This window comes from Sphingomonas sp. RS6 (genome assembly GCF_054489705.1).
In genome coordinates, this window is the sequence record NZ_JBTMWM010000001.1 from 827,087 (window position 1) to 851,640 (window position 24,554).

A 24,554-nucleotide genomic window follows, 5' to 3' on the forward strand; every position below is an offset into this window, starting at 1 on the left:
GTGTAGCGAACGCATCGTTCCCTTTCACAACCGTCGGCGGCGCGGTGCGTTGCACCGGCGGGGAAGATTAGCGTGGGAGCGGGACGATCAAAGGTCTGGCAGCGCCTGATCCGCGGTCCCCCAGCCGCGAAGCGCGCGGCCGGCGGCGCGCTCGATCAGCGTGGCGGCGTCGCGGATCGTGAAGATGCGCGCGCTGTCGATGTCGCGCAGCTCGCTCCAGGTTACGGGCGCGGCGACGGGCGCGTTTTCGCGGGCGCGGGCGACATAGGGCAGCACCGCCGTCGCGCCGCGCTGGTTGCGCAGATAATCGATGAAGATGCGGCCCTTGCGGCTCGCTTTCTTGAGGTTCGCGGTGAAACGATCGGGCTCGGCCTGTGCCAGCGCGCGGGCGAAGCGCTCGCAAAAGCTTTTCGCTGCCGGCCATTCGGCGTTCGGCACCAGCGGCACCACGACATGCACGCCCTTGCCGCCGGAGAGCATCGGCCAGCTGGTCAGCCCGATCTCCGCGAGCTGCTCCTTCAGATGCTCGGCGGCCTTCTTCACCACGCCGAAATCGAGGCCCTCGTCGGGATCGAGATCGAACACCAGCCGATCGGGTTTTTCGACATCGGCGACGCGCGATCCCCAGCCGTGAAATTCGATCGTGCCCATCTGCACGCAGGCGAGCATGCCGTCGGCGTCGGCGACATAGAGATAGGGCTCGGTCGATCCATCCTTCTCGCGAATGTCGACATGATGGACCTGATCGCCGAAGCTGCCGGCGTCGTGCTTCTGGAAAAAGCACTGCTTGGCGCGGCCTTGCGGGCAGCGGACCAGGCTGATCGGGCGATCGGCGAGCCAGGGCAGCGCGATCGGGGCGACGGCCGCATAATAATCGGCGAGATCGCCCTTGGTGAGTTTCGATTCGGGGAAGATCACGCGGTCGCGGCTGCTGATCTTGATCGCGGACGGCGCGGCCTCGGGAAGCGCAGCCGGCGCTTCCGCCACCACCGCATCGGCAGCCTTGTCTTCGCGGAGGCCGAGGAAGCTGGCGTGGCGGACGACGTTTTCGGCGGTGAATTCGGCAAAGGCGATCTCGGCGACGAGTTCGGGCTTCACCCAGCGTGCACCGCGCGCCTCGGCGCGGGGAACCGTTGCGGCCGGCTTGCCCGTGGCGAGGCTGTCGAGGCGTTCGCGCAGCGACAGGAGCGTATCGGTGTTGAAGCCGGTGCCGACCTTGCCGGCATAGACGAGGCCGTCGGGGCCGTTGAGCCCGAGCAGCAGCGACTTGAACGGCCGGCCGCGGGCGCTGGAGGGCGTCCAGCCGAGGATCACGAATTCCTGGCGGTGGGTGCATTTGATCTTGAGCCACGCCTTGCTGCGCGTGCCGCGATAGGGCGCGTCGGCGCGCTTCGAGACGATCCCTTCGAAGCCGTCGCGGCACATCGCCTCGAACAGCTGCTCGCCGCTGCCGACGACATGTTCGGAGAAGCGGATGCGATCGTCGGCGCCGTCCAGCAGCGCGCGGAGCCGTTCCTTGCGCTCGCGCTGGGGCAGGGCGGTGATGTCCTCGCCCGCATCGATCAGCAGATCGAAGGCGAAGCAGCGCAGCCCCTCGCCGCCGGCGGAGATTGCCTCCTGAAGCGTCGAGAAATCGGGCCGCTCGTCCTTCATTGCGACGATCTCGCCGTCGATCAGTGAACCGGGCGGCAGGCCGGCGGCGGCTTCGGCGATGCCGGGGAATTTCCCGGTCCAGTCGAGGCCCGAGCGGGTGTGAATCCGGGGGCCGCCGCTGCCGGTGGCGATCAGCGCGCGATAACCGTCGTACTTGATCTCGTGGAGCCATTGGTTGCCGGTGGGAACGGTGTCGACCAGCGTGGCGAGCTGGGGGGATTGGAAGGCGGGGGGCTTGGTTCCTCCCCGGGACGGGGAGGGGGGCTTTGGCTGGGCAGTGCCCTTTCTGGAACGACTTCCCTTGCCGGGCGCCCCCTCCACCAAGCCGCGGTGCGGCTTGGTCCCCCTCCCCGTTTCGGGGAGGATTTTGCCTTCGGCAATCTCCTGCATCGTGCGGCCGGTGGTGACGCTGGTGAGCGCGGTTTCGACCAGCTCGTCGGTTGCGCCCGCATAGGCGTCGTCGATCTTGCGGAGCAGCCAGTTCTCGGCCTTTTCCCTAGCCCTCGGCTTCAGCCGGATCAGCAGCCATTCGCCCTGCATCCTTGTCCCGTGCAGCACGAAATGGAGATGGCCCTTTTCCAGATCCTTCGCGCTCTTGCCGGGCACGGGTTCCCAGCGGCCATCGTCCCACAGCATCACCGTGCCGCCGCCATATTGGCCCTTGGGGATCGTGCCTTCGAAATCGGCATAGGAGAGCGGATGATCCTCGGTTCGGACCGCGAGCCGCTTTTCGTTGGGGTCGAGGCTGGGGCCACGCGTCACCGCCCAGCTTTTGAGCACGCCGTCCACCTCGAGCCGGAAATCCCAGTGGAGCCGGGTGGCGTCGTGCTTCTGGACGATGAAGCGGTTGCCGGCGCCCGCCGCCACCGTGCCGGCAGGCTCGGCCGTTTTGGCGAAGTCCCGCTTGGCATTGTAGCGGGCGAGGCTGTCCGGCTCAGGCACGTTTCTTCGCCGTCGGTTTGCGCGCCGGTGCCTTTTTGGCGGGGGGCTTGGCGTCGCCCGGGCCGAGCGACTTCTTGAGCGCCGCCATCAGATCGACGACGTTCGAGCCGCGGCTTTCGGGCTTGTCCGCATCCTCGATCACCTTGGCGCCCTTGGCCTTTTTCTTCTTCTCGATCAGGTCGCGCAGCGCGTCTTCATAGCGGTTGTGGAAGCCCTTGGGATCGAACTTGCCGGCCTTTTTCTCGATCAGCGTCTGCGCGAGATCGAGCAGTTCGGCATCGGGCTCGCTGTCCGGGATCTCGCGGAAATAGCCCTGCGCCTTCTGCACTTCGTCGGCATAGCGCAACGTTTCGAGGATCATGCCGCGCCCGCACGGCTTCAGGCTGACGATATATTCGCGGCCGCGCATCGCCAGCTGGCCGAGGCCCACCTTGCGCGCGCGGCGCAGCGCCTCGCGCAGCACGATAAAGGCTTCCTCGGCAAGGTCGTCGGCGGGTACGACGAAATAGGGGCGTTCGTAATAGAGCACGTCGATCTCGTCGGCATCGACGAACTGGGTGAGTTCGAGCGTCTTTTTCGATTCGAGCTTCACCGCGTCGATCTCGTCCTGATCGAGCAGGACATATTCGCCCTTCTCGACCTCATAGCCCTTGACGATCTCGTCCGCCTCGACCGCGCCGACGCCGGGGGCGACCTTTTCATATTTGATGCGCTGGCCGCTCGGTTCGTGGATCTGGTGGAACGCAATCTTCGCGCCGGATTTGGTGGCGGTGTAGATCTCGACCGGAATCGAAACGAGGGCCAGCCGGATCTGTCCCTGCCAATAGGCGCGCGCGGCCATGCGGAAGTCTCCTCGTTGCAGGCCCGATTCAATTCCCCAAAGGACGTCATGTTCCGCCCATCGCAACGGCGGCGTTTAGGCTGTAGAGGCAGACCCCATGAGCACCGATCCCTTCGCGCTTTTCCACGACTGGTACACCGAGGCGCGTACCACCGAACTAAACGATTCCAACGCGGTGGCGCTGGCCACGGCGGATGCCGCAGGGCGGCCATCGGTGCGGATGGTGCTGCTCAAGGGTTATGACGAGCGCGGCTTCGTGTTCTACACCAACCGCGAGAGCCGCAAGGCCGGCGAGCTGGCCGCGAACGGCCATGTCGCGTTGCTGTTTCACTGGAAGTCGCTGCGCCGGCAGATCCGCATTGAGGGGCCGGTCGCGTTCGTGAGCGACGAAGAGTCGGACGCTTATTTCGCCAGCCGCAGCCGCGATTCGCAGCTCGGCGCCTGGGCGTCGGACCAGTCGCGGCCGCTGGACAGCCGCGCCACCTTCGAGGCGCGATTCGCCGAGGTGCAGGCGCGCTTCGAGGGTCAGCCGGTACCGCGCCCGCCGCATTGGGGCGGCTATCGCGTGAGCCCTGAGCGGATCGAATTCTGGCTCGACCGCGAACACCGGCTGCACGAGCGCCGGGTGTTCGTGCGCGCGGGCGAGGGTTGGTCGGAAGGCATGCTCTACCCGTGACCAACCTTGCCCGTCGCGCCGCGATCGCAAGCGTGTGCAGCGCGCTCTTCCTCGGCGCTCTCAAATCCTATGCAGCGGTGAAGACCGGATCGGTGGCGGTGCTGGCCAGCCTCGCCGATTCGGGGCTCGACCTCATTGCTTCGCTGGTGACGCTGGGCGGGGTGCATTGGGCATCGCAGCCGGCGGACGACGAGCATCGCTTCGGCCACGGCAAGGCCGAGGCGCTGGCGGCTTTGTTCCAGGTGGTGATTATCGCCATTTCGGGCTTCGCGATCCTGCTGCGCGCGGTGCAGCGGCTGGTGCAGAGCCAGACGAGCGCGCATCCGGCGGACGGCATCGCGGTATCGGTGGTGGCGATCCTGGTGACGCTGGCGCTCACCCAGTATCAGCGCCGGGTGATCCGCCAGACCGGATCGATCGCGATCACCACCGACAGCATCCATTACAGTTCGGACCTTTATCTGAACGCCGCCGTGATCGCGGCGCTGGTCTGCGAAAGCTATCTGGGCCTGACCGGTGCCGATCCGGTGTTCGGCATCGCCATCGCCTTCTGGCTGCTCTGGGGCGCGTGGCGGGCATCGGTGGCGGCGATCGATCAGCTGATGGACCGCGAATGGCCGGAGGAGAAGCGCCGCCGCTTCGTCGAGATCGCTGCTGAGCATCCCGAGCTGAACAGCCTGCACGACCTGCGTACGCGCACCAGCGGCAATCGCGACTTCGTGCAATTCCATGTCAGCATGCGCCCGAGCATGACGATCGCCGAGGCACATGACGTGGTCGAGCGGCTGGAGACGGCGCTGGGCGAATCCTTTCCCGACACCGAAATCCTGATCCATGTCGATCCCGACGGTCATGTCGACGAACCCGACAATGCGATGGCGGAAACCAACTTGCTCAAGGATGTCGAGACATGAAGCTGCGTTTTGCCCAGATCGATGCCTTTTCGAAGCGCCCCTTCGGCGGCAATCCGGCGGCGGTGATGCCGCTCGACCAGTGGCTCGACGATGCGGTGCTGCAGGCGATCGCGGCCGAGAACAACCTGGCCGAAACCGCGTTCCTGGTGCCCGATCGGAGCGGCGCGGCCGATTACGAGCTGCGCTGGTTCACGCCGACGGTGGAAGTCGCGCTGTGCGGCCATGCGACGCTCGCCAGCGGGCATTTCCTGTTGCAAGACCAGCCCGACGGCGCGCGCGCGACCTTCCTCACCCGCAAGGCCGGCGTGCTCGAGGTGCGCCGCGACGGCGACCGTTATGCGCTGGCACTTCCAGCCTATCCGGTGGCACCGAAGCCGATCCCGGGCCTGCTCGCCGCGCTGGGCGTCGCCGAGGCGGAGACGCTGCACCATCCGAGCGGCTATGACCTTGTCGTGCTGCCCGATGCCGAGGCGGTGCTGGCGCTCGCACCCGATTTCCGCGCGCTCGCCGCGCTGGGGGATACGCTGAACATCGTCACCGCGCCGGGCCGCGACACCGACGTCATCAGCCGCGTGTTCGCGCCGGCGGCGGGCATCGACGAGGATCCTGTCACCGGATCGGCACATGCGGTGCTGACACCCTATTGGGCCGATCGGCTCGGCCGTTCGCACTTCACCGCCTATCAGGCGTCGCGGCGCGGCGGCCATGTCGATTGCCGGCTCGACGGCGACCGGGTGATCCTGGGCGGCGCGTGCGTCACCGTGATCGAGGGCAGCTTCGCGCTCTGACCGCTTTTTCAGCCCAAACCATCGGACAGTAACGGTGGCGGTCAGCGCCCCCTATCTGTGGGCGCTGACCGCCGAGGAGATTGCCGCGTGAATGCCACCGCCAGTTCTGCCGCTCCGTCCGCGTTGCCGCGCAGCCTGACGCTCGCGATGGCCGTCGCGGCAGGGCTGGCGGTCGCCAACATCTATTACAACCAGCCGCTATTGGGCATCATCGAGCGCGATCTGGCGGGCCAGCCGGCCGGGCTGGTGCCCACCGCGACGCAGCTCGGCTATGCCGCCGGGCTGTTCCTGCTGGTGCCGCTCGGCGATCTGCACGAGCGCAAGCGGCTGATCGTGTTGCAATTCCTGGTGCTCGCGGGGGCACTGGCGATCGCTGCGACGGCGCCCAATGCCTGGCTGCTGATCGGCGCGTCGCTGCTCGTCGGCGCGGCGGCGACGGTGGCGCAGCAGATCGTGCCGCTCGCGGCGCACCTGGCCGACCCCGCCCGGCGCGGCGCGACCGTGGGCACGGTGATGGCGGGGCTGCTTTGCGGCATTCTGCTCAGCCGGACGCTCTCCGGCTTTGTCGGCACGCATGCGGGGTGGCGGGCGATGTTCTGGCTGGGCGTGCCGCTGGCGCTCGGCACCGCGGCGCTGATGGCGTGGCGATTGCCGCGCAGCCACCCGGATGCCGGAATCAGCTATGGCGCGCTGCTGCGCTCGCTGGGCGCGCTTTGGAGCGAATTCGCGCCGCTGCGGCTGGCATCGATCACGCAGGCGCTGCTGTTCGGCGGCTTTACCGCCTTCTGGACGATCCTGGCGCTCTACCTGCAATCGCCGCGCTTCGGGCTTGGCGCCGATGTCGCCGGGCTGTTCGGCGTGGTGGGCGCGGCGGGTATCCTGGCGGCGCCGATCGCGGGGCGCGTCGCCGATCGACGCGGCCCGCATCTGGTGGTGCTGCTCGGCGCGGTGCTGGCGGTGGCGAGCTGGGCGATCTTCGGGCTGTGGCCGAGCATCGCGGGGCTGGTGCTCGGCGTGATCCTGCTCGACTTCGCGGTGCAGTCGGCGCTCGTCTCCAATCAGCACATCGTCTACGCGCTGCGGCCCGAGGCGCGCGCGCGGATCAACACCGTGCTGATGGGATCGATGTTCCTGGGCGGCGCGAGCGGATCGGCGGCGGCGACGCTCGCCTGGGAAGCGGCGGGCTGGACGGGGGTGACGCTGCTGGGCGGCGGCGCCTCCATCGCGGCGGCGGCGCTGCAGCTTTGGCGCCGCGGCCAGCGCTAGCGGCGAGCGGGCGAAGGAACGGCGACGCCCGCGCTTCGTTTTCGGGGCAGCAGGAGAAACACGATGCCCGACTCCGAAACGCACACCCAGCCGTGCCCCAACCCGTCGACCGAGCCGGGGCACAAGCGCGAGACGGGCGGGACCGAGACGCAGCCCGGCGCGAACCGGTCGACCGAGCATCAGCCGCAAGGCGACGCCCGCCATCCCAGCGACACGCTCGACCGCGGCCAGGATGAAGGCTGAGGCCGGCGGCGGAGGCGGGATGTGACCGAAGCGGAAAGCGGCGCCACCACGCCCAGCCGCGATGCACCCGGCGCGTCGGCGGCGCTGCTGATCATCGACATGATCAACCGGTTCGATTTCGACGGCGGCGAACAGGTGCGGGCGAAGGCCACAAGGATCGCCGGGCCGATCCTGAAGCTGCGCGACGCGTTCGACGCCGCCGGACTGCCGACCATCTATGTGAACGACAATTTCGGCGAATGGCATTCGGAAAAGTCACGGCTGGTCGATCAGGCGCTGACGGATGCCGCCGGCCCGCTGGCCCGGCTCAAGCCGCGCGAGTGCGACTATTTCGTGCTGAAGCCGCAATTTTCCGGCTTCTATGCCACCAACCTGCCGGTGCTGCTGCCCAAGCTGGGCGCGCGCCGGCTGGTGCTGACCGGCGTGGCGACCGACATCTGTGTGCTGTTCACCGCAGGCGATGCACATATGCGCGACTATTCGCTCTGGGTTCCCGAGGACGCCGTCGCCACGAAGGACGAGGATCGCGGCCGCTGGGCGCTGGAGATCATCGCGCAGAGCATGGGCGCGGACGTCGCGGCCATCGACGCGCGGCCGCCCGCCGACTGGATCGCCGATAGCAGGTGATTGATTTCGCTCGTGGAATAGCCGGAACGACGATGCGTGCCCGGCGGTTGGTTGGTCGCGGTCCGGCGTCGCCATGCCGGGCGCATCGATCCTCGAAGCGCAAGGAACCGGCATGATGGATTATCGCAAGATCGGATTTGGCCTCGGCCTGTTTTCAATCGGGCTCGGCATTGCAGAGCTGGTGGCATCGAAGCGCATCGCGCGCGGCCTGGCGGCGGACGAGCAGGACGGCCTGGTTCGCGCCTTCGGCGCGCGCGAGATGCTCGCCGGTGCAGCATTGCTCGCCAACCCGGCGCACAGCGTGCGGGTATGGAACCGGGTGGCCGGCGACGCGATGGACATTGCTGCGCTGGGCCTCGCCGCCCGACGCGCGCCCGACAACAAGGCGGTGTGGGGCGCGATCGCATTCGTCGCGGCAGCAACCGCTATCGACGTGGTGACGGCGCTCGGGCTCGATCGGACGACCGGCAAGACGCTGCCCGTGCGGCAGGACGACGAGTCCGCCGAGGACAGGCGCGGGACGAGCGTCAGCGACAGCGCAGGCGAGGCCGGGCCGACCTCGATCGAGCCGGCCGGGGTCGCGCGGGCGCAGGCCCCCGCCATCGGCTGATCGCCCGGCCCGCAAACGCCGCCTTCTCGCCGGGAGAAGGCGGCGCCGCTCGCGTCAGTCTTCGTCTTCGGTGGTGGCGTTGGGATTGTCGCCGCCCTCATAATTGATGTGCGTCTGGCCGCCATGCCCCATGAAATCGCCCGGCGCGTGGCGGCGGGCCTTGTCGGGATAGGGGTTGGGATAGGCGCCGCCCTGGCTTTCCCCGGCCGAGCGGCCGTGCGTGCCGGCCTCCGACACGCCGTCGCGCGCCCCTTTCTTTCCGTCATCGCCATTTGCCTGAATCGGTTGCTTGTCGGTCATCGGCTTGCTCCTGGATTCGCGGATCGAACAGGACGACAACGAAGCGCCGCACGGCACCGTTCCTGACGACGGGCACGATCGGTTCGTTCGTTCAGCCGAAATCGCAAGCATTGTTGAAGAAGCCGAAACGAAGCGCGCCGCTCGGGCAATGTCATCGCCGGACTGATCCATGTATAGATCGAAATATTCGATGACGCCGCCGGGCGTGGAAACATCGCGATCGTTCATCCGCTGTTGACCAGAGCACAATCGATCAGGAGATGAAGCGATGTTCATGCACAACAAGCGGTTGCAATATACGGTGCGGGTGGCCGAGCCGAACCCTGCGCTCGGTTCGCTGATGCTCGAACAATTTGGCGGCCCCGACGGCGAGCTGGCCGCCGCCATGCGCTATTTCACGCAAGGGCTGGCGGAGGACGATCCCGGCCGCAAGGACATGCTGCTCGACATCGCGACGGAGGAGCTGAGCCATCTCGAGGTGATCGGATCGATCGTCGCGATGCTCAACAAGGGCGTGAAGGCCCACATCTCCGAAGGCGACATGGAAGAGGCCGAGCTCTACATGGCGCTCAACAAGGGCGGCAACAGCCATACCCAGGCGCTGCTCTATGGCGGCGGCCCGTCGCTCACCAATTCGTCGGGCGTGCCGTGGACGGCAGCCTATGTCGACAGCCGCGGCGATCCGACCTGTGACCTGCGATCGAACATCGCCGCCGAGAGCCGGGCGAAGATCGTCTATGAGCGGCTGATCAACATCACCGACGATCCCGGCATCAAGGATGCGCTCGGCTTTCTGATGACGCGCGAGATCGCGCATCAGAAATCGTTCGAGAAGGCGCTCTATTCGATCGACGACAATTTCCCGCCGGGCAAGCTGCCGGGCATCCAGAAATATGCCAGCACCTATGTCAACACGTCGCAGGGCGAGGGCGACATGACCGGCCCGTGGAACAGCGGCGAGGAATGGGACCGGATCGACGATCTGAGCAAAACCCTGCCCGCCGATGGCGGCGACGGCATGCCGACCGTCGATCTCGATGCCGACGACACGAGTGCGCTGACGCAGCTGGCTGATCGCACCAAATCCGATCCCTCGATCAATCCGACCACGGGCAGCGATCTGGGCGCCGGCCCCGGCGCCGGCCGCACCAAGCCGGTCTCCGAACCGGCCTGACCGAAGCATCGCCGTCCGGCCGGGATCACCCGGCCGGACGGCGCGTTTCCCGGAGCGGCATGGACACAGGCTCGATCATCGCTTCGGGGGCGCTTGGCAGCCTTTGTGCCGGAATGGCGACGGGCATCGGCGGGTTGCCGGTGCTGTTCATGCGCAGGCCGACCGCCGAGCGGCAGAATCTGCTGCTCGGCTTTGCCGCGGGCGTGATGCTCGCGGCGTCGTTTTTCTCACTGATCCTCCCGGCGATCGACCATGCCGAGGCGCGCGGGATGAGCAGCGTCATGGCGTCACTGCTGGTGTGCGCCGCGGTGCTGCTCGGCGCGTTCGCCATCGCCCGGATCAACGCGCTGTTGCCCGGTGACGAGGCGCAGGCAGCCGCGAGGCTGGCGACCGGCGCACCGGCGCGGCGCATCTGGCTGTTCGTGCTGGCGATCACGCTCCACAATCTGCCGGAGGGAATGGCGGTGGGCGTCAGCTTCGGCGGGGGCGATCTTGCCGCCGGCCGCGCGACGGCGCTGGGCATCGGCATCCAGAACATCCCCGAAGGGCTGGCGGTCGCGGTGGCGCTGGCGAGCGCCGGCTATGGCCGCGTGGCGGCGTGCCTGGTGGCGCTCGGATCGGGGCTGGTCGAGCCGGTCGCCGGGCTGATCGGCGTCAGCATCGTCGCCTTTGCGCAGGCATTGCTGCCCTGGGGACTGGGGCTGGCGGCCGGGGCGATGATCTATGTCGTGGCGTCGGACATCATTCCCGATGCGCATCGCCGCGTGGCGGGCGGCGGCCGGGCGTCGGCGGGGCTGATGCTGGGGTTGGCGGCGATGATGTTCCTCGACACCGCGTTCGGCTGAACCGGCCGCGCGCCGGTGGTGGCGCGCGGCGCAGGCGTTCAGTGGGCGGCGTGACCGGCGCCTTCGGGCGAGGCCAGCATCAGCATCGGCGCGGGCATCTTGGTCGCGTGCCATGCCGCCGGACTGGCGGGCAGGTTGATCCAGGCGTTTTCGTCGCCGGTGCAGCGCTGCACGGTGGGGAAGTAAAGCGGCCCGGCGGTATCGGGCAGCTTCATCATCAGGCCGAACTGATCGAACTGATCGGCGGGCAGCCGGCCGGTCCAAGTGATCGCCGAGACGCGCGTGGTGATGGTGGCGCCGCCTTCGCCCTTTACCGGCGTGGCGAGCGGCGCGTGCTCGATCGCGAGCGTCCAGCCCGGTTTGGGCTGGGGCCGCGCGGAGACCACGCCTTCGGGGATCTCGACGCGGATCGAGACGGTGTCCTGGCCGTCACAGCCATGCCCGACGCGCAGGAAGCCGGCATAATAGCTGCCGGGTGCGGCCTGGGGCTCGGCGAAGACGATATGGGCCAGCGCGGCGCCGGGCACGACCAGCAGCGATGCGGCGGCGAGCGATGACAGGATTCGCATGGAAATTCTCCTTGATCAGAAGGCGAGACGGACGCCGCCGAACAGCGACCGCCCTTCGCCGGGAAAGAACACGGCAGTGCTGGCGACACGCGCATCGGTGACCGCGCCGAATTCGGCGGTGTAGCGCTTGTCGGTCAGGTTGCGGGCATCGACGAACAGCGTGGCGGGGCCGACCGCGACGCCGGCGCCGAGGCCGAGCAGCGCATAGCCCGGCGCCTTCAGCGTATTGGCATAATCGACCCAGACCGCCTTGGGCCGCCAGTCGATGGACGGTTCAAGGAACAGGCCGTGCGGGCCGTCATAGCGTAGCGAGGCGCGATACTGATGCTCGGGCGCTACCGGCAGGCGATTGTTTCCATAGGCGCGATCGTCGACGAAGTGGAAATCGCTCCAGGCATAGGTCTGGCGCAGGCGGACATGGCTGGTGCGGCTGCGATAGAGCGTCCAGTCGAGGCTGGCCTCGATCCCGGCATGGCGCGTTCGTCCGGCGTTGAACACCGTCGCGGCCAGGTTTGCGTCGGGCAGATAGCTGAGCAACTCGCCCTCGACGGTCGCACGGTAGCCGGTCAGATCCCAGGTGAAGGGGCCGGCGCGGCCGCGCGTGCCGATTTCGGCAGTCCAGGCGCGCTGGCTGTCGAGCGGCACGAACAGCTGGCCGCTGGTGTTGGTCTGGGTCAGCGCGCCGAAATGCGGCGGTTCGACCGAGCGGGTGACATTGGCATAGACCTGCACACCGCCCTTTTCGTAGAGCAGGCCGGCGCGCGGGGCGAACCAGTCATAGCTGGCCTCGTCGCTTCGGGCGGACAGGCGGTTGTCGTAATCGCGGGTAGCGCGGCCCCAGGAGGCGCCGGCGACCAGCGCGAGATCGGGCACGACGAAGAAGCGACCCTCCGCGAACAGGTCGAGCCCGCTCGCATCCTGCTGCGAATTGCCGATACGCACGCCGTTTGCGCCGAGGTTGTTGGTGAACAGATCCTGGTGCGTGCCGCCCCGGCGATAATAGGCGCCGAAGAACAGATCGGCGCGATGGCCGGCGATCGTGCCGGTGAGATCGAACCGGCCGAAGCCGCCCTGTGTGTTGGTATCCTGATCGATCACGATCGAGATCGGGTGGTGCAGATCGGTCTGCGTCGCATAGACGCCGCCTTCGAACACCAGCCCCGTCGAGAGCCGCAGGCGGGTCTGCAGGGTGACGCGCTTCACCGTCTGGTCGCGCGCCTGGCGGCGAGCGACCGCGCCGGCGCCGGCGATGCGCGGATTACCGAGCGCATCGGCAAGGCTCAGCGATCCCGGTACGCCCTGATCGATATCGGCGGCATAGCCGATCAGCCGGACCTCGCTGTCCTCACCGAAACTGTAGCCGAGATTGATCGTGCCGCGCGTCTGGTCCTGTTTCTCCTGCTGGCGATAGCCGTCCGAATGATAGTTGTTGAGCGAGACATAATAGTCGAACGCCCCCGCCGTCGCGCCGCCCGCCGCCTGAGCACGCCAGGTTTCGAACGCGCCGCCTTCGAGCCGCATCGAAAAGGGGGTGGCAGCAGTCTTGCCGTTGGGGGTGATCAGGTTGACCGCGCCGCCGAGCTGGGCGCCGCCGAAGCGCAGCGCGTTGCCGCCCTTGTACACCTCGATATAGCGCGCACCGAGCGGATCGATCTTCTGCAGGTCCGAAAAGCCGTCGGCATCGGCGAACGGCACGCCGTCCTGCGCGAGCAGAACGCCGCGCTGATGATAGCTCTGATCGAGCCCCGAGCCGCGGATCGATAGGCGCGATTCCTCGCCATAGCGCTTGTTCGAGAGCACGCCGGGCACGTCGCGCAGGAGATCGGGCATGCCGACGAGCACGCGGTCCTGCACCGCTTCGGCGGCGACGACCGACACCGATCCCGGCGTCCGCGCCAGCCGTTCGCGCGCGTGTGCGATGACGGCGGGGTCGTCCGGGTTGGCCTGTGCGGTGACGATGATTTCCGGATCGGGATTGCCGGCGGCAGTCTGCGCGATGGCCGGCATGGCGGCGCTCGACGCCAGGACGGCGCCGAAAACGATGGTCTTCATTGGAACAGCCCCTTTGGCGGCGCGGGTACCCCGCGCCTGCATGTTTGCGTTGATTGGGTAGATCGCACGGCGCCGTGCCGCCGGTTCCAAAATGGAAACCGGCGCGACGGCGCGAGCGGCTCAGCCGATCAGCGGCGGGGCACGCAGCGGCGGGCGCAGCCGCGCGGGCGCGCGCGGCGGACGGGGAAGCGCGAGGGTGAGGCCCGCCGCCAGCACGAACAGCAACAGCGCGGCGAGCTGCACCGGATCGGCGCCACCGATCAGGGCAAGCGTGAGATCGGCAAAGGCGCAGGGCGATTTCATCTGCATCTCGCCCGGCTCATGCGACATGCCTTGCATGGTGGCGGCGACCGACGGGGCGGGCCCATAGCCGCTGCAATAGGCCAGCCGCAGTGATCCATTCGTATCTGCCACCGGCATGAACCCGGCAGGCACCGCAACACGCACCAGCAGCGCCGCCGCGACCAACAGCGCGGCGAGCCAGGGACTTGCGCGGAACAGGCGGCGCAGCCGGGTCATTGAGGCCCTGTCTAAGCGGCGGCAGGCCGGTGGGCAATGATACAGATTGCCGCACCGACGTTGCGCCGGCGATTAGTTGACGGCGTTGCTGATCCCGATCACCGAGAATGCCATCTGCGACACGATCGACACGAACTTCTGCAAGTCGACCCCCGGGGCGTTCGAGACGTACAGAACATCCTGATTGTGGATGGGAAAACCCTGCGCGATGAAGAAGGAGGCAGGGTTCTTCAGATCGATGCGATAGATCACCGGAACCCGACCGTCGGGTGTCGTGCGCGCATGCGCAGCGACCGCCGGATCCAGCGCCGAGGGCCGTTCGAGGCGGAAGATGAAGACACCGCGGACATTCGCGCGCGAATCCTGCAGGCCGCCGATTCGCCCAAGTGCCTGGGCCAGCGTGATTCCCGTGCCCTCGAAACTGATTTCGGCATTGTTGGTCACGGCGCCTAAGGCCGTGAAGCTGTAGGGCTGGTAGAGAACGGTTATGACGTCGCTGGGCGCGAGATAAATGTTCTGGCGCGGATCGCGGATGATGGTTTCCAGCGGCATCGTCACGACGCGGCCCTCACGCGCGATCTGGATCGTCGTCTTGCCCACCGGCTGCTTTACGCCGCCTGACTCGGCGACGGCATCCAGCAGCCGTTCGCCCTTGGGTGTGAGCGGGATGACCGAACTGGTGGCCACATCACCGACAATGGTGACGTTCGATGTCCGGTTCATTACGATCCGAACGACGACCTGCGGTTCATGCGCCTTGCCGGCCAGTCGCGCCGTGATCTGATTTGCGAGTTCGTTCGGGGTGCGACCTGCGGCGGTAAGCCTCCCGACGAACGGCAGCGTGATCGTTCCGGCATCGTCCACAATCTGCTGCGGCAGATTGGCGTTGCGTGCCGTCGGCGCGATGCCGGGGAGCTGGGCATCCACCGTCATGGTCCCGAACAGGGCAGCGGGCGGAGCCTCCCAGATCGCGATGTCCAGTGCGTCACCCTTGCCGATCCGGGTCGCAACCGGATTGCCTTCGCCAAAAGTCTCCACGAAGCCTGCGCGCTGATCGTCATGAAGAACGCGTTGTGCCACGTCGTTGGTGACGTCGACGACCTTGATGACGGAATCATGCTTGTCGCCGGCGCTCATCACCGCACGGGAACTGGGGCCGCTCGCGCCCAGCGTACTGCACCCGCCGACAAGCGACGGCAGCAACGCCAGCAAGACCAGTGAAACGGCGGCCGGTTTACGTCGCAAGTTCGGAACGCTCATTTACCCTGATACTCCAACCGCATTCGCGGCCGCTTTAGGCATGTTTTGACGATAGCTCAACGCAACCTCGGCAAACCTGCCCGCGTGGAGGCGCGCATGGTCATCGTGAGGCGAAACCCCGAGCGTCCGGCTTGTGCGCGTCACGCCGGAACGCGGGTCTGGGCCTGTGCCCACTCGACGAGACGGCGAACACCCTCGCGGGGCGCGACCAGCGGCCGCCATTCCAGGTCAGCAAGCGTTTCGGCAATGTCCGCCACGGCGTATCGAATGTCGCCCGCCCGAAACCGGCCATTGATGCTGCAACGCGTCGCCGGCAAGTCGAGCTCTTCCAGAATCCAGCGCGCTGCGCAAAGGATCGACATCGGCTGGCCCGTTCCGATGTTGAAGGTGCGGCCGCCGATATCGGCCTGTCGACACGCGACAACAAACGCGGAGACGACGTCGTCGACGAAGACGAAGTCGCGGTAGATCTCGCCATCCTCGTAGACTCCGATCGATTCGCCCCGCATCGCCTGGCTCGTGAAGATCGACAGCACGCCGGTGTAAGGGTTGCGGAGCGACTGGCCGGGGCCGTAGACGTTCTGAAGGCGCAGGATCACATTCTGCCACGGCGCCGGCGTCTGCTGGAGCAGATATTCCTGCATCAGCTTGGTCGACCCGTATACCGAACCAGGGGCGGGCGGCAGCGTCGCTGGGGTCGGCACGGGCGTCAGCACGTCGCCTGCCGCGCTTCGAACCTCGAAGTCGCCGGCGGCCATCCGGGCGGGATCGCGCGGCGCGGGAATCGAAATTGCGTCCGCGGCATCGCGATAGGCGCCTTCCCCATAGACCGCGCGCGTCGCGGCGAGAACGACGCGGCGGGGCGGGGTCGGCAGCGCCTTCATCCCCTCGATCAGGTTCGCCGTACCGACGACGTTGACCGACGCATATCGTACGGGTTCGTCGGCGGACTGGCCGGTGCCGGTGTCCGCGGCAAGATGAACGACGATCTCGGGGGCGCTCGCCCGCAGCACCTGATCGAGCTTTTCGCGATCGCGGATATCGCCGACGATCAGTTCGCCGGCCAGGTCCAGCGACGGATTGGGGCCATGCACCTGTTCGAGAAGACTGTCATAGAGCGTGACGTTCGCCCCTGATTCAGAGAGCGCGCGCGCCAGACGCGAGCCGATGAAACCGGCACCGCCAGTGATCAGGACCCGGGTGCCGTCGAGTGGCTGCATCGTCGATGACGTCATGGTTGGTTTCCGATCGTTTCCTGATGGATGGTCCTGGCTTCGTCGAAAACGTCGAGGACCTGCCGCCGAAGCCGGTCGATCGTATAGTCGCGCCGAAGCCGCGCCTGGGCGTTTCGCACGAGCCGATAGCGATAATCCGGATCATCGGCCAGTCGGCGAAATGCCGCCAGCCACGCATCGGCAGCATTTTCGACCAGAATGCCGCATTCGTCGCTGCAACATTCGTCATACGCCATGTTGGACGTGGCGATCGATGCCGTGCCCACTGCGCTGTATTCGACCCATTTCGTGTTGGCCTTGACCGAATTGAAGATCGTGCGGTCGAGCGGGCAGATGCCGACATCCCATTGGAGCGACGCGAAGTGTTCAAGGAAGGCGTTGTAATCGCGAACCGGCGGGGCCAACGTCACGCGATCGCCGAACTCGTCCAGCTCGGGCGGCCGCGGCATGGTACCGAACAGTTCGAACGTGATTTCCGGCCGCTCGCGCATGAATTGGACAAGGGCGGGCACGACGAGTTGAAAATCATCGGCGTGACTGAAGCCCATATAGCCGAGCTTTCTGACCGGCCGGTGCTCGGCCTCGACCACGACCGTCGTGGAGCAATAGATCTTGCCCTGGCGGTACCTGCGATCGAAGCCTAGGTCGACCAGTCTCTGCTGCAGTCTCGACGTCGAACAGTAAACGAGATCGGACTCGTTCAGCAGGAATCGAAGGGCGCCGATACGCTCGGGCCTGTTGTGCTCGATATACTTCAATTCCCCGATCGAGATCGGGACGTTGAGGAGATCGTCATCGATGTGGAACACGGTGGGGACCCCGTGCTCTTTCAGATAGCCGAGGGACCATTCTGCGAGCCGCCCGCTATAGCGGCAATAGACCGCGACATCGGGACGGAACGCATCGATCTTGTCCTTGAACCATTGCTGTGCGCCCGGCTTTTTCCGCTTCTCTTCCGTCCTGAGCTGCATTTCGGTGACGAACAGGATCTCCGCCACACCCGCCTCGACCAGTGCCCGCAGCGGCTTGATGAAGCTGATCTGCAGCGTGGCGATATCGTTGAGCGCGACGAGCAGCACCCGCAACGCCGGTGTCGTCGCGCCCGCGCAGCTGCCCGAAATCAGTTCCAGAAAGTTGCGTCGAACCTGTGCCCGATCTGTCAGGATGCCCGACTGCGCGAGAAAGGCCTCTTGCCTTTCGATGAAAGGCGCCGGATCCGCGGTTGCGGCCTGGGCAAAGGCGACCCACTCGTCAACCGACGTTATCCTGGTCAGACCTTCATAGGCGCTGGTATCGATTGTTCCGTCGGGATCCTGCCATACGGCGGTCGGGATACCCGCCATCACCATGTCGATCAAAACCGACGATGGCGCAGAAATGCCGTACGCAAATTGCGACAGATCGGTCTTGTACATCGGCTCGTTTGCCAGGGTGACGTTCGCGGGCAGCGGCACAGCGTTTCGCACCACATATTGGCCGCCGGGATGCGGCCGGAGCGCGATCGACTTGCCTGCTGCCCGCATCTCGCTGCTGAACGCGTTGAACGTGTCCATGTAGCTGGCCTTGAAATCGCCCGCTGCATTCAGCCGCACCGAATGAAGGTTTTCGCAAACCAGTCCTGGTTTCGCATCGGAAGTCGATCTGCCAGATGGCGCTTCGCGCAGCAGGCTGGTCGGCCCGGTGACCAGCAGCTTCGACCGTTCGCTGGGCGTCATCTCGCGAAGCCGGTCGAGCGGCATCCAGCTACACACGATATCGGCGGCGAACTGCACGTTGGTCCCGAACACGAGCGACTGCTCGCGGTTCTGCAGGAAACCGATGCATTCATAGCCGTGCTGGAGCGTCACACGCGTATAGCCCGGCGGCGCAGCGACGAACAGGTCGTGGCTGGTTGCATGCGCGCCCAAGTTCGATTCGCTTCCCGCGACGATCAGGCCGCGACCGCCCGCGAGAAACGAATAGGCCTCAAGCGTCGACGAGAATCTGATCGTCGATGCGCGGGTCGCATCGGCAAGATCGGCGACCTCCTTCTGCCAGGTTCCTTCCTTGTCCCTCGCGACGAACCGTTCGGACACCATCAGCACGAGGTTGAAGTTCGTTTCGGCGTCGACGAATTTGGCGAGCGGCCAGAGGATGTTCACGTCCTGCAGCAGGTCGAACATCAACGCGACGGTGGGTTGATCAGGCGACACGGGAGGGGGCCCTTTGCATGAAGTCGTCGGGAGCACGCGCGGCATGCATCGTGGCATCGAGCTCGGACTCGATGATGTGGAGTGGACCGAACATCGATTCGAATAGCTGGCGCGTCTGCGTCATCACCGCGGAATAGAGCATCGCACGGCCGGGCGCATCGCGCTCGAAGCAGGGCTTCAGTGCTTCAAGCGGCAGGCCGCTGGCCAGCGCCGGAGCAGGCAGCATCATCGATGGCCCCTTTCCAAGCGCGCGGTCTGCGCGGATCGCCTGGCGGGCCGATGCGGCCGGCAGTCGGGCAAGCATTGTCTCTGAAAGGCGAAGCGCGGGCGTTTTGGCTTCCCCGAAAAAGCCCCAGTGCGCGTCGTACTCGGCACCGCCGGGCGTGAAGGGCGAGCCGAAGGAGAGCATCCCGTGCGCCTGCGCGAACCGGTGGATGCCAGCGCCGCTTTGAAGCCCGTGCAGGATGGCGGCGGGCCGCCTGTCATGATCGTCCGGTGCGGGCCGACGAAGCGACGCGAGAAACTCGTGCAACGCCGTTGCTTCACGCTCGGGCGATGCTGTCCGGGCGACCATCTCCATGAACGCGGCCATTGTCGCTGCGCCGTGGCGCAATGTGCCCTTCTGCAGATCATCCACGAACTCGCCGGCGCTGCGATAGGCGAACCTGTCGAACGCGCGGTAAAGCGGATATCCGCGGGCGAGGATCTGCGTACCGCCAGTAAGCGCCGACAGCGCCCGGTTCGGCGATTTCACGATGCTGAAATTCTGCGCATTGACCGGCAGGAAGCTGATCAGATTGGCTGCCAGTGCCGCCTGTTCGCGTTGCTCGCTCCAGATGTCGATCTGGAATCGCACGGGCAGGTGCCGCAGCACTGCCAGCGCACCCGGCACCAGCGCGCGGGCGTTGGTGAGGATCGTCAGGTCGACGGCATAGCCGTTCGCGCCGAACGCTGCGAGCGCGTCACCATAAGCCGCCAGATCGTGGAGGCCGACCGGGAAGTTTGGATTGTCCCCCATCCCGAACCACAGCACCGGGATTCGACGACTTGCGCGAGCGTCCTCGGCCTTGGCCGCAATTGCCGCCGAAAGTGCCGCCGGGTCGGGTGTCACCGCGGGGTCGTTCAGGATGTGGCCGGGCAGACCCGGAAGGTAGCGTTCGGCCACGCCGCGCATCGCGGGCGTCGAGCAGAGATAGAACGACGCGTGGGTTCCGATTGCCCGCAGCCAATCGCGCTGTTTGGCGAAGCGGCTGTCGGTCTGCTGGCTGAAATAATCGTCGAACAGATCGATTCCGACATCGATTCCCTCTGCCCGAGCGGCGCGAGCGACCGCGACGGCGCGCGCGTCCTGGCACTTGCTGACCAGCAGCACATCGGTCGAACGGGCGCCGCTCTTCGCCATCGCATCGATCGGAACCAGATCGAGTTGCGTGCCTTGCCGGGCAAGTGCCGCAGTGATGCGTCTGTATCGAATCCTGACTCCCGCCTGCTCGAGATATTGCTGAGACGGTACGACGATCGTCAGCTTCATCGACGAAACTCTCGGACGGCGGTCACACCGGGCGGAGGCATTGCCGCCGCCGTCGCAATCGCCGGATCGGCGGCCGCATCAAACGCCACCAGCGATGCGGTCGACAGATTTCGATGACCGGCCGCGATCGCGCCGAGGCCGATCGCAAGCTCGAGCGCGGTCAGATCAACGACCGTCCCTTCGATTTCGCTCGCGCATTCGATCCAGCGGTCCCTGCGAACCAGACAGCACCGCAAGGAGTGGGCAACGACCGGAAAGAGCAACGGCAGCGAAGCCGTGCTGATATCGACTTCCCCGACGCGGTTCGGCTCGCGGGCGAGCGTCACATGGCCGGCAACACGGCGATGGATTTGCGCGCCCCGCGGACCCACCAGGTCGCTAGCCAGCACGCAGCCGGCCGAGAATGCGTCGGGCAGGTCGGCGATCGATGCCAGCCCGGCGAGCGTCCGTCGATCGTTCAGGACAACGGCGTGATGAAGGAACACAAGCAGATTGGCGGTCGCCGCGCGCGCGGCATCGAGGCGCGCGGCGATCGGGTTCCCACTGGTCCCCGCCATCGCGACCACGCGAACGCCTGCCGCCGCGACATCGGACGCGATCGTGCCTGCATCGCCGCCGAGCAGGATGATTTCGAGATCGCCGATTCCCGTTTGCGCGATCAGCGCCTGGACGCAGCCATCGATGCTTCCCGCTTCCGCGCCATCGCAGTCGATCGCAACCGAAACCGGCGCCGTGGCGGCTTCGGCTTTGACCAGCGGGTGCGCCATGTCCATCGGCACCGGGAAAAGACGGCGCGGATCCTTGGCCGCAAGCGGAACGGCGGGACACAGGGCGAGCGGCGCAGCGCCGATGCCCGCGACCGCCGTGTCGGCGGACCTGAGATAGCCGAGTGCCAGCCGGGCCGCATCGTCCGGGACGGGCGCATAGCTTGCGGGAACGGAAAGGGCATGAAGCGGCTCGGCCGACAATGCGCCCACTGCCAGCATCGTCACCGCCTGATCGGCCGCGCCGACGCCAGCAGGTCCGAAAAGCGCCGTCAAGGCCGGGACGGCATCGGGCGGAAGCACGAGCGTCGACGCTTTCGGCCGCAGCGGCAGCGACGGGTTGCCGACGTCACGCGCCTCTTCCAGTTGCGTCGCCAGCGCGTCGCGCGCCGCGGCCGGCATGTCCGACGGTGCGCCCTCGGCGGCAATCGCCACGCCGAGCCCGGCGAGCCACGCGCCCATCGCCATACCAAAGATCGGCTCGCTGCCGGTCGCACCGCCGAGATGGATGGCGATGTCCGATACCGCGAAGCCCGCTTCGCGATCGATGCGGTTCAACAAGTCGGCCGAATACTGGCGCAGTGCCCGGACGGGCGTCGTATCGGCGCCGCCAAAGCCGAGTTCGGCAAAATGCGCGCCGTTCCGGCAGAGCGAGGGAAAGGCGATCAGCAGACAATCATGATAGACGCCGGTATCGTCGGTGACGACAACGAGGATCGGGCAGAACGGGTTGGCCAGCGTCGCGCCGACCAGCCGCAGGCCGGTGGTCGCAAACACTGCCTCACCGACGATGACGAGACCGTCGTCGCCACCGGCCTGGAACAGGCGGACGCCAAAATGACGGTCGCCCGCCGGCTTTGCCGTGCAGCGGAACCGGAGCTGGAGGGCATGGTCGGCCACGAACCACGCGTCGTCGAGGATCACGGCATCGTTGCAGAGCGACGTGCGAACGGCATCGGCGGCATCGCCGGGAGGCCGTTGCCCGGCGCCGTTGAGATAGGCCAGCCACTCCAGCGACGCCCGGCCGGCCGGCCGATCCTCATCGGGCTCGACCGCGATCACGGCGTTCCCGGCGACGATCCCATGCGCTGTCGGCAGGTCTGCCGTGGCGCGCCAGGGGGCGATGGCATCCGCCACCTCGGCGAACCGGACCGGCCGCCCGCGCCAGGGCGAATAGCTGACCGGCGCGGCGACGGAAGCGGACGCCGGCTTGTCTCCGCGATGCGAAGGCTTGGCGCCGCCGGACACCGGCTTCGGCGCGGACAAAGGCGCGGCGATGCCCGCAACCGGGGACGAGAAGGGCCGGGGCAGCGTCGAGACGATTCGCTCAGGCAGGGGAGAACGGCCCTCGGCACGGCCATGTTCGATATAATGGACGAGCGGGTTGACGCCGGCCTCGCCTACGTCTGGATTTGCCTCGAGATAGTGGGCACCGTTGAATCGCTCGCTCGGCGCGCGGCCCTCCCGGGCCCCGTGGCGCATATAGTGGTCGAGCGGATCGATTCCCTCCGCAGCGACGTCGGGATAGCGGCGCAGATAATAGGCCGCATCGAACAGCCCGCTCGTCGCGACCAGCTCGCGCTGGGCAGCGTCCCGGGCGCGATTTCCGCCGAGGAGCTTGTCGCGAAGACGTGCGAGGCGATGCAGGAGCGGCCGCGACTTCCCCGACGCGCGAGGCGCCGGCCGGGTCGTCTCGACCGCCTGAAGCGCAGCAAGCAATTCCTCGATGCGCTTGTCGCGCTTCGCAAGCGCTGCGGCACGATCGCTGCGGAGGTGCTCGATCGCCGCCTGGCGCTGCTTTGCGAGGGCCAGTGCCTTCGCCAGTTGCGACTCCAGCGCCTTGACTTCGCCCCGCGTCGTCGTTTCGGCGTCGGCGAGCTGGATTTCCAGCTTTCGCCTGGCCTGAAAACCGGCCTCGAGCTGCTGGCGTACCTCGACGCGTTCCTGCTGGAACCGCTCGAGCTCCGCTTCGAGCATCATCAGCCGCGCCTCGGCGCGCGCCATGGCCTGAAGCTGCTCGCGCTGTTCGTCGGCCAGCGCCTCCGCCCTCGCACGCAGTTCCCGCTCGGTGGCGATCGAGCGTTCGAGTTCATCGAGCCGGCGCCCGCGTTCCGCCAGCAACATCTGGCCGCCCTCCGCCTGCGCGGCGAGCCGGGCCGACTGCTCGACGGCCTCTGCAACGACGCGTTGCTGCTCGCGATAGGATCGTTCGAACGACTCAGCGCGCGCTGCCGCATCGCCGGCGTTTCGCGCATGAACCTCGACCAGGCTTTCGAGCCCTTCGATCCGCGCCGCCCATTCGCGCTGGCCGAGTTCGGCAACGGTGCGTGCCTCTGCCAGCGCCACCGCCTGCTGCTGCGTGCGATCGGCGGATTCGGCGAGCCGCGTCTCCAGCGCTTCCGCCTGCGCTTCCAGCGCGACGCGCTCCGATCTGAGCTGTCCGGCCTCGGCCTCGGACTTGTTGCGCGCCTTGCGCAGCTTCGCGGCGATCGCCGACTGGGTGAACGCCACCCGCAACGGTGCCGAAAGCCCCTTTGTGGCACCATCGAACATGCGATAGACGTCGTCGAGCGTGGCAGTGTCGCCAGTCGCCTCGTCCGCCGCCGACCACCCGGTCACCAGCGCCTCGACCTCGCGAACCCAGGGCAGCGAGGGTGCGGCGTGCGCAATCACATGATGGCGCTCCGACGGCGACACATAGGCATCGATTTCGCCGGCTGCCGCGTCGGGAGCGATCGGCCAGTCCAGCCCCAGCGCGTCGCCGACGCGCGCGACCGTCGCCTGCCAGTCGTCGAGCAGCGCCTGATAGGAAAGGTGCACCCGCCGCATGCCGCGCGTCGCGCGCTCGGCCTCGAGCACGTAGCGAAGCCACAAAAGCTCGCCGAGCACCGGATCCATCTCGTTGCGCTTGTGCAGCGATGCCGCCACCTCGGCCGCGCTGCGATAGACCAGAACGGGTGCCGGTGTGATACCGGCGTCGCGCAGCGCACCCAGCCACATCGGCCCGAGCAGGCACGTGCGCGGATCCTTCATCACGAACAGCGGCGCCGTGCCATATTCCCGGGCAAGCAGATCGACGGCGCGCGCGCGAAACCCGGACGCTTCGGCGGAGGCAAACCATTCTTCGGGCACGCCCGCCGCATTGCGCCAGTCGATTCCGGCGGCCAGCAGCGCCGCATCGTTGAGCTCGACGACCTTTTCGGGCTCCCAATGCCCCAGTCGGTTGCTGGCTGCCCCGCTGCCATCGTGACCCAGAAGGTGCGTCGGAAGTTCTGCGCCGAGCAGCGACAGCGTGCGCGTCAGCGCCGAGGTTCCGCTGCGATGCATTCCCAGCACGAGGATGCACGTCCGCGTGATCGGGCCGACAGACTGCGCTGCGGAGGAGGAATGTTGATTTTCGGGGGCCACCGCGCTTTTCGCCTGTTCCATCGCAGCGGTCTCTTGCTTATCGGGTCCGCGGAAGTCAACAAGGCGACGGGTAGCTTTAGGGGCGAGTGTTGTCAGTCAAGCGACCGGAACGGTGAATTGAAAGCACTTTACCGCCGTTTGCGTG

Annotated in this window: 20 protein-coding genes; 9 read left to right on the forward strand and 11 right to left on the reverse strand. The window is 66.9% G+C overall.

The annotated features are described in order from the left end of the window. Positions 1-87: 87 nt before the first annotated feature. Both ligD and ku read right to left on the reverse strand, forming a co-directional pair. On the reverse strand, positions 88-2,595 hold the full coding sequence (gene ligD, locus ACX40Y_RS03980; protein WP_459118226.1) for a DNA ligase D: 2,508 nt from the start codon (positions 2,593-2,595) through the stop codon (positions 88-90). Next, positions 2,588-3,436, reverse strand: coding sequence for a non-homologous end joining protein Ku (gene ku, locus ACX40Y_RS03985; protein WP_459118227.1), 849 nt, complete (start codon positions 3,434-3,436; stop codon positions 2,588-2,590). Before ku ends, ligD begins: the two co-directional genes overlap by 8 nt. Positions 3,437-3,533: 97 nt before the next feature. Here ku and pdxH point away from each other — a divergent pair, with 97 nt between their 5' ends. From pdxH to ACX40Y_RS04020, 7 genes are all read left to right on the forward strand, one after another. Beyond that, complete coding sequence (pdxH, locus tag ACX40Y_RS03990; protein ID WP_459118228.1) at positions 3,534-4,112, forward strand: pyridoxamine 5'-phosphate oxidase; 579 nt, start codon at positions 3,534-3,536, stop codon at positions 4,110-4,112. After that, the gene (locus tag ACX40Y_RS03995) at positions 4,109-5,026 is read left to right on the forward strand and encodes a cation diffusion facilitator family transporter (RefSeq protein WP_459118229.1); all 918 of its coding nucleotides are present in this window, start codon (positions 4,109-4,111) and stop codon (positions 5,024-5,026) included. Before pdxH ends, ACX40Y_RS03995 begins: the two co-directional genes overlap by 4 nt. Continuing rightward, positions 5,023-5,814, forward strand: a complete 792-nt coding sequence (locus ACX40Y_RS04000; protein ID WP_459118230.1) for a PhzF family phenazine biosynthesis protein — start codon at positions 5,023-5,025, stop codon at positions 5,812-5,814. The genes ACX40Y_RS03995 and ACX40Y_RS04000 overlap by 4 nt, the downstream gene beginning before the upstream one ends. Positions 5,815-5,961: 147 nt before the next feature. After that, on the forward strand, positions 5,962-7,080 hold the full coding sequence (locus ACX40Y_RS04005; RefSeq protein ID WP_459118401.1) for an MFS transporter: 1,119 nt from the start codon (positions 5,962-5,964) through the stop codon (positions 7,078-7,080). A gap of 63 nt (positions 7,081-7,143) precedes the next feature. Beyond that, the gene (locus ACX40Y_RS04010) at positions 7,144-7,323 is read left to right on the forward strand and encodes a hypothetical protein (RefSeq protein ID WP_459118231.1); all 180 of its coding nucleotides are present in this window, start codon (positions 7,144-7,146) and stop codon (positions 7,321-7,323) included. Between the two features lie 21 nt (positions 7,324-7,344). Then, complete coding sequence (locus ACX40Y_RS04015) at positions 7,345-7,950, forward strand: cysteine hydrolase family protein (RefSeq protein WP_459118232.1); 606 nt, start codon at positions 7,345-7,347, stop codon at positions 7,948-7,950. A gap of 115 nt (positions 7,951-8,065) precedes the next feature. Next, the gene (locus tag ACX40Y_RS04020; protein WP_459118233.1) at positions 8,066-8,560 is read left to right on the forward strand and encodes a hypothetical protein; all 495 of its coding nucleotides are present in this window, start codon (positions 8,066-8,068) and stop codon (positions 8,558-8,560) included. Positions 8,561-8,614: 54 nt separating this feature from the next. Here the strand turns inward: ACX40Y_RS04020 and ACX40Y_RS04025 are convergent, their stop codons facing one another. Continuing rightward, positions 8,615-9,136 (reverse strand): hypothetical protein, encoded by a 522-nt coding sequence (locus tag ACX40Y_RS04025; protein ID WP_459118234.1) that lies wholly within the window; start codon positions 9,134-9,136, stop codon positions 8,615-8,617. On the opposite strand from ACX40Y_RS04025, the gene ACX40Y_RS04030 reads away from it, so the two are divergent. Both ACX40Y_RS04030 and ACX40Y_RS04035 read left to right on the forward strand, forming a co-directional pair. Continuing rightward, a complete protein-coding gene (locus ACX40Y_RS04030) occupies positions 9,129-10,034 on the forward strand; it encodes a manganese catalase family protein (protein WP_459118235.1) in 906 nt (301 codons plus the stop codon). The two genes, ACX40Y_RS04025 and ACX40Y_RS04030, sit on opposite strands and share 8 nt — an antisense overlap. Before the next feature lie 113 nt (positions 10,035-10,147). After that, the gene (locus tag ACX40Y_RS04035) at positions 10,148-10,879 is read left to right on the forward strand and encodes a ZIP family metal transporter (protein WP_459118236.1); all 732 of its coding nucleotides are present in this window, start codon (positions 10,148-10,150) and stop codon (positions 10,877-10,879) included. Positions 10,880-10,917: 38 nt separating this feature from the next. Here ACX40Y_RS04035 and ACX40Y_RS04040 read toward each other — a convergent pair whose 3' ends face one another. The 8 genes from ACX40Y_RS04040 to ACX40Y_RS04075 all read right to left on the reverse strand — a co-directional run bounded on the left by ACX40Y_RS04040 (position 10,918) and on the right by ACX40Y_RS04075 (position 24,328). Next, a complete protein-coding gene (locus ACX40Y_RS04040) occupies positions 10,918-11,448 on the reverse strand; it encodes a YcnI family protein (RefSeq protein WP_459118237.1) in 531 nt (176 codons plus the stop codon). Positions 11,449-11,463: 15 nt separating this feature from the next. Further along, a complete protein-coding gene (locus ACX40Y_RS04045; RefSeq protein WP_459118238.1) occupies positions 11,464-13,500 on the reverse strand; it encodes a TonB-dependent receptor family protein in 2,037 nt (678 codons plus the stop codon). Between the two features lie 120 nt (positions 13,501-13,620). Further along, positions 13,621-14,019: a DUF2946 family protein gene (locus ACX40Y_RS04050; RefSeq protein WP_459118239.1), complete on the reverse strand. Its 399-nt coding sequence runs from the start codon at positions 14,017-14,019 to the stop codon at positions 13,621-13,623. A gap of 72 nt (positions 14,020-14,091) precedes the next feature. Next, positions 14,092-15,279 carry a polysaccharide biosynthesis/export family protein gene (locus ACX40Y_RS04055; RefSeq protein WP_459118240.1) on the reverse strand — a complete coding sequence of 396 codons (1,188 nt, stop codon included), beginning with the start codon at positions 15,277-15,279 and terminating at the stop codon, positions 14,092-14,094. Positions 15,280-15,419: 140 nt separating this feature from the next. After that, on the reverse strand, positions 15,420-16,514 hold the full coding sequence (locus tag ACX40Y_RS04060) for an NAD-dependent epimerase/dehydratase family protein (RefSeq protein WP_459118241.1): 1,095 nt from the start codon (positions 16,512-16,514) through the stop codon (positions 15,420-15,422). Beyond that, the gene (locus ACX40Y_RS04065; RefSeq protein ID WP_459118242.1) at positions 16,511-18,706 is read right to left on the reverse strand and encodes a glycosyltransferase family protein; all 2,196 of its coding nucleotides are present in this window, start codon (positions 18,704-18,706) and stop codon (positions 16,511-16,513) included. Before ACX40Y_RS04065 ends, ACX40Y_RS04060 begins: the two co-directional genes overlap by 4 nt. After that, the gene (locus ACX40Y_RS04070) at positions 18,696-20,237 is read right to left on the reverse strand and encodes a hypothetical protein (RefSeq protein WP_459118243.1); all 1,542 of its coding nucleotides are present in this window, start codon (positions 20,235-20,237) and stop codon (positions 18,696-18,698) included. The genes ACX40Y_RS04065 and ACX40Y_RS04070 overlap by 11 nt, the downstream gene beginning before the upstream one ends. After that, the gene (locus tag ACX40Y_RS04075) at positions 20,234-24,328 is read right to left on the reverse strand and encodes a sulfotransferase family protein (protein WP_459118244.1); all 4,095 of its coding nucleotides are present in this window, start codon (positions 24,326-24,328) and stop codon (positions 20,234-20,236) included. The genes ACX40Y_RS04070 and ACX40Y_RS04075 overlap by 4 nt, the downstream gene beginning before the upstream one ends. Positions 24,329-24,554 lie beyond the last annotated feature (226 nt).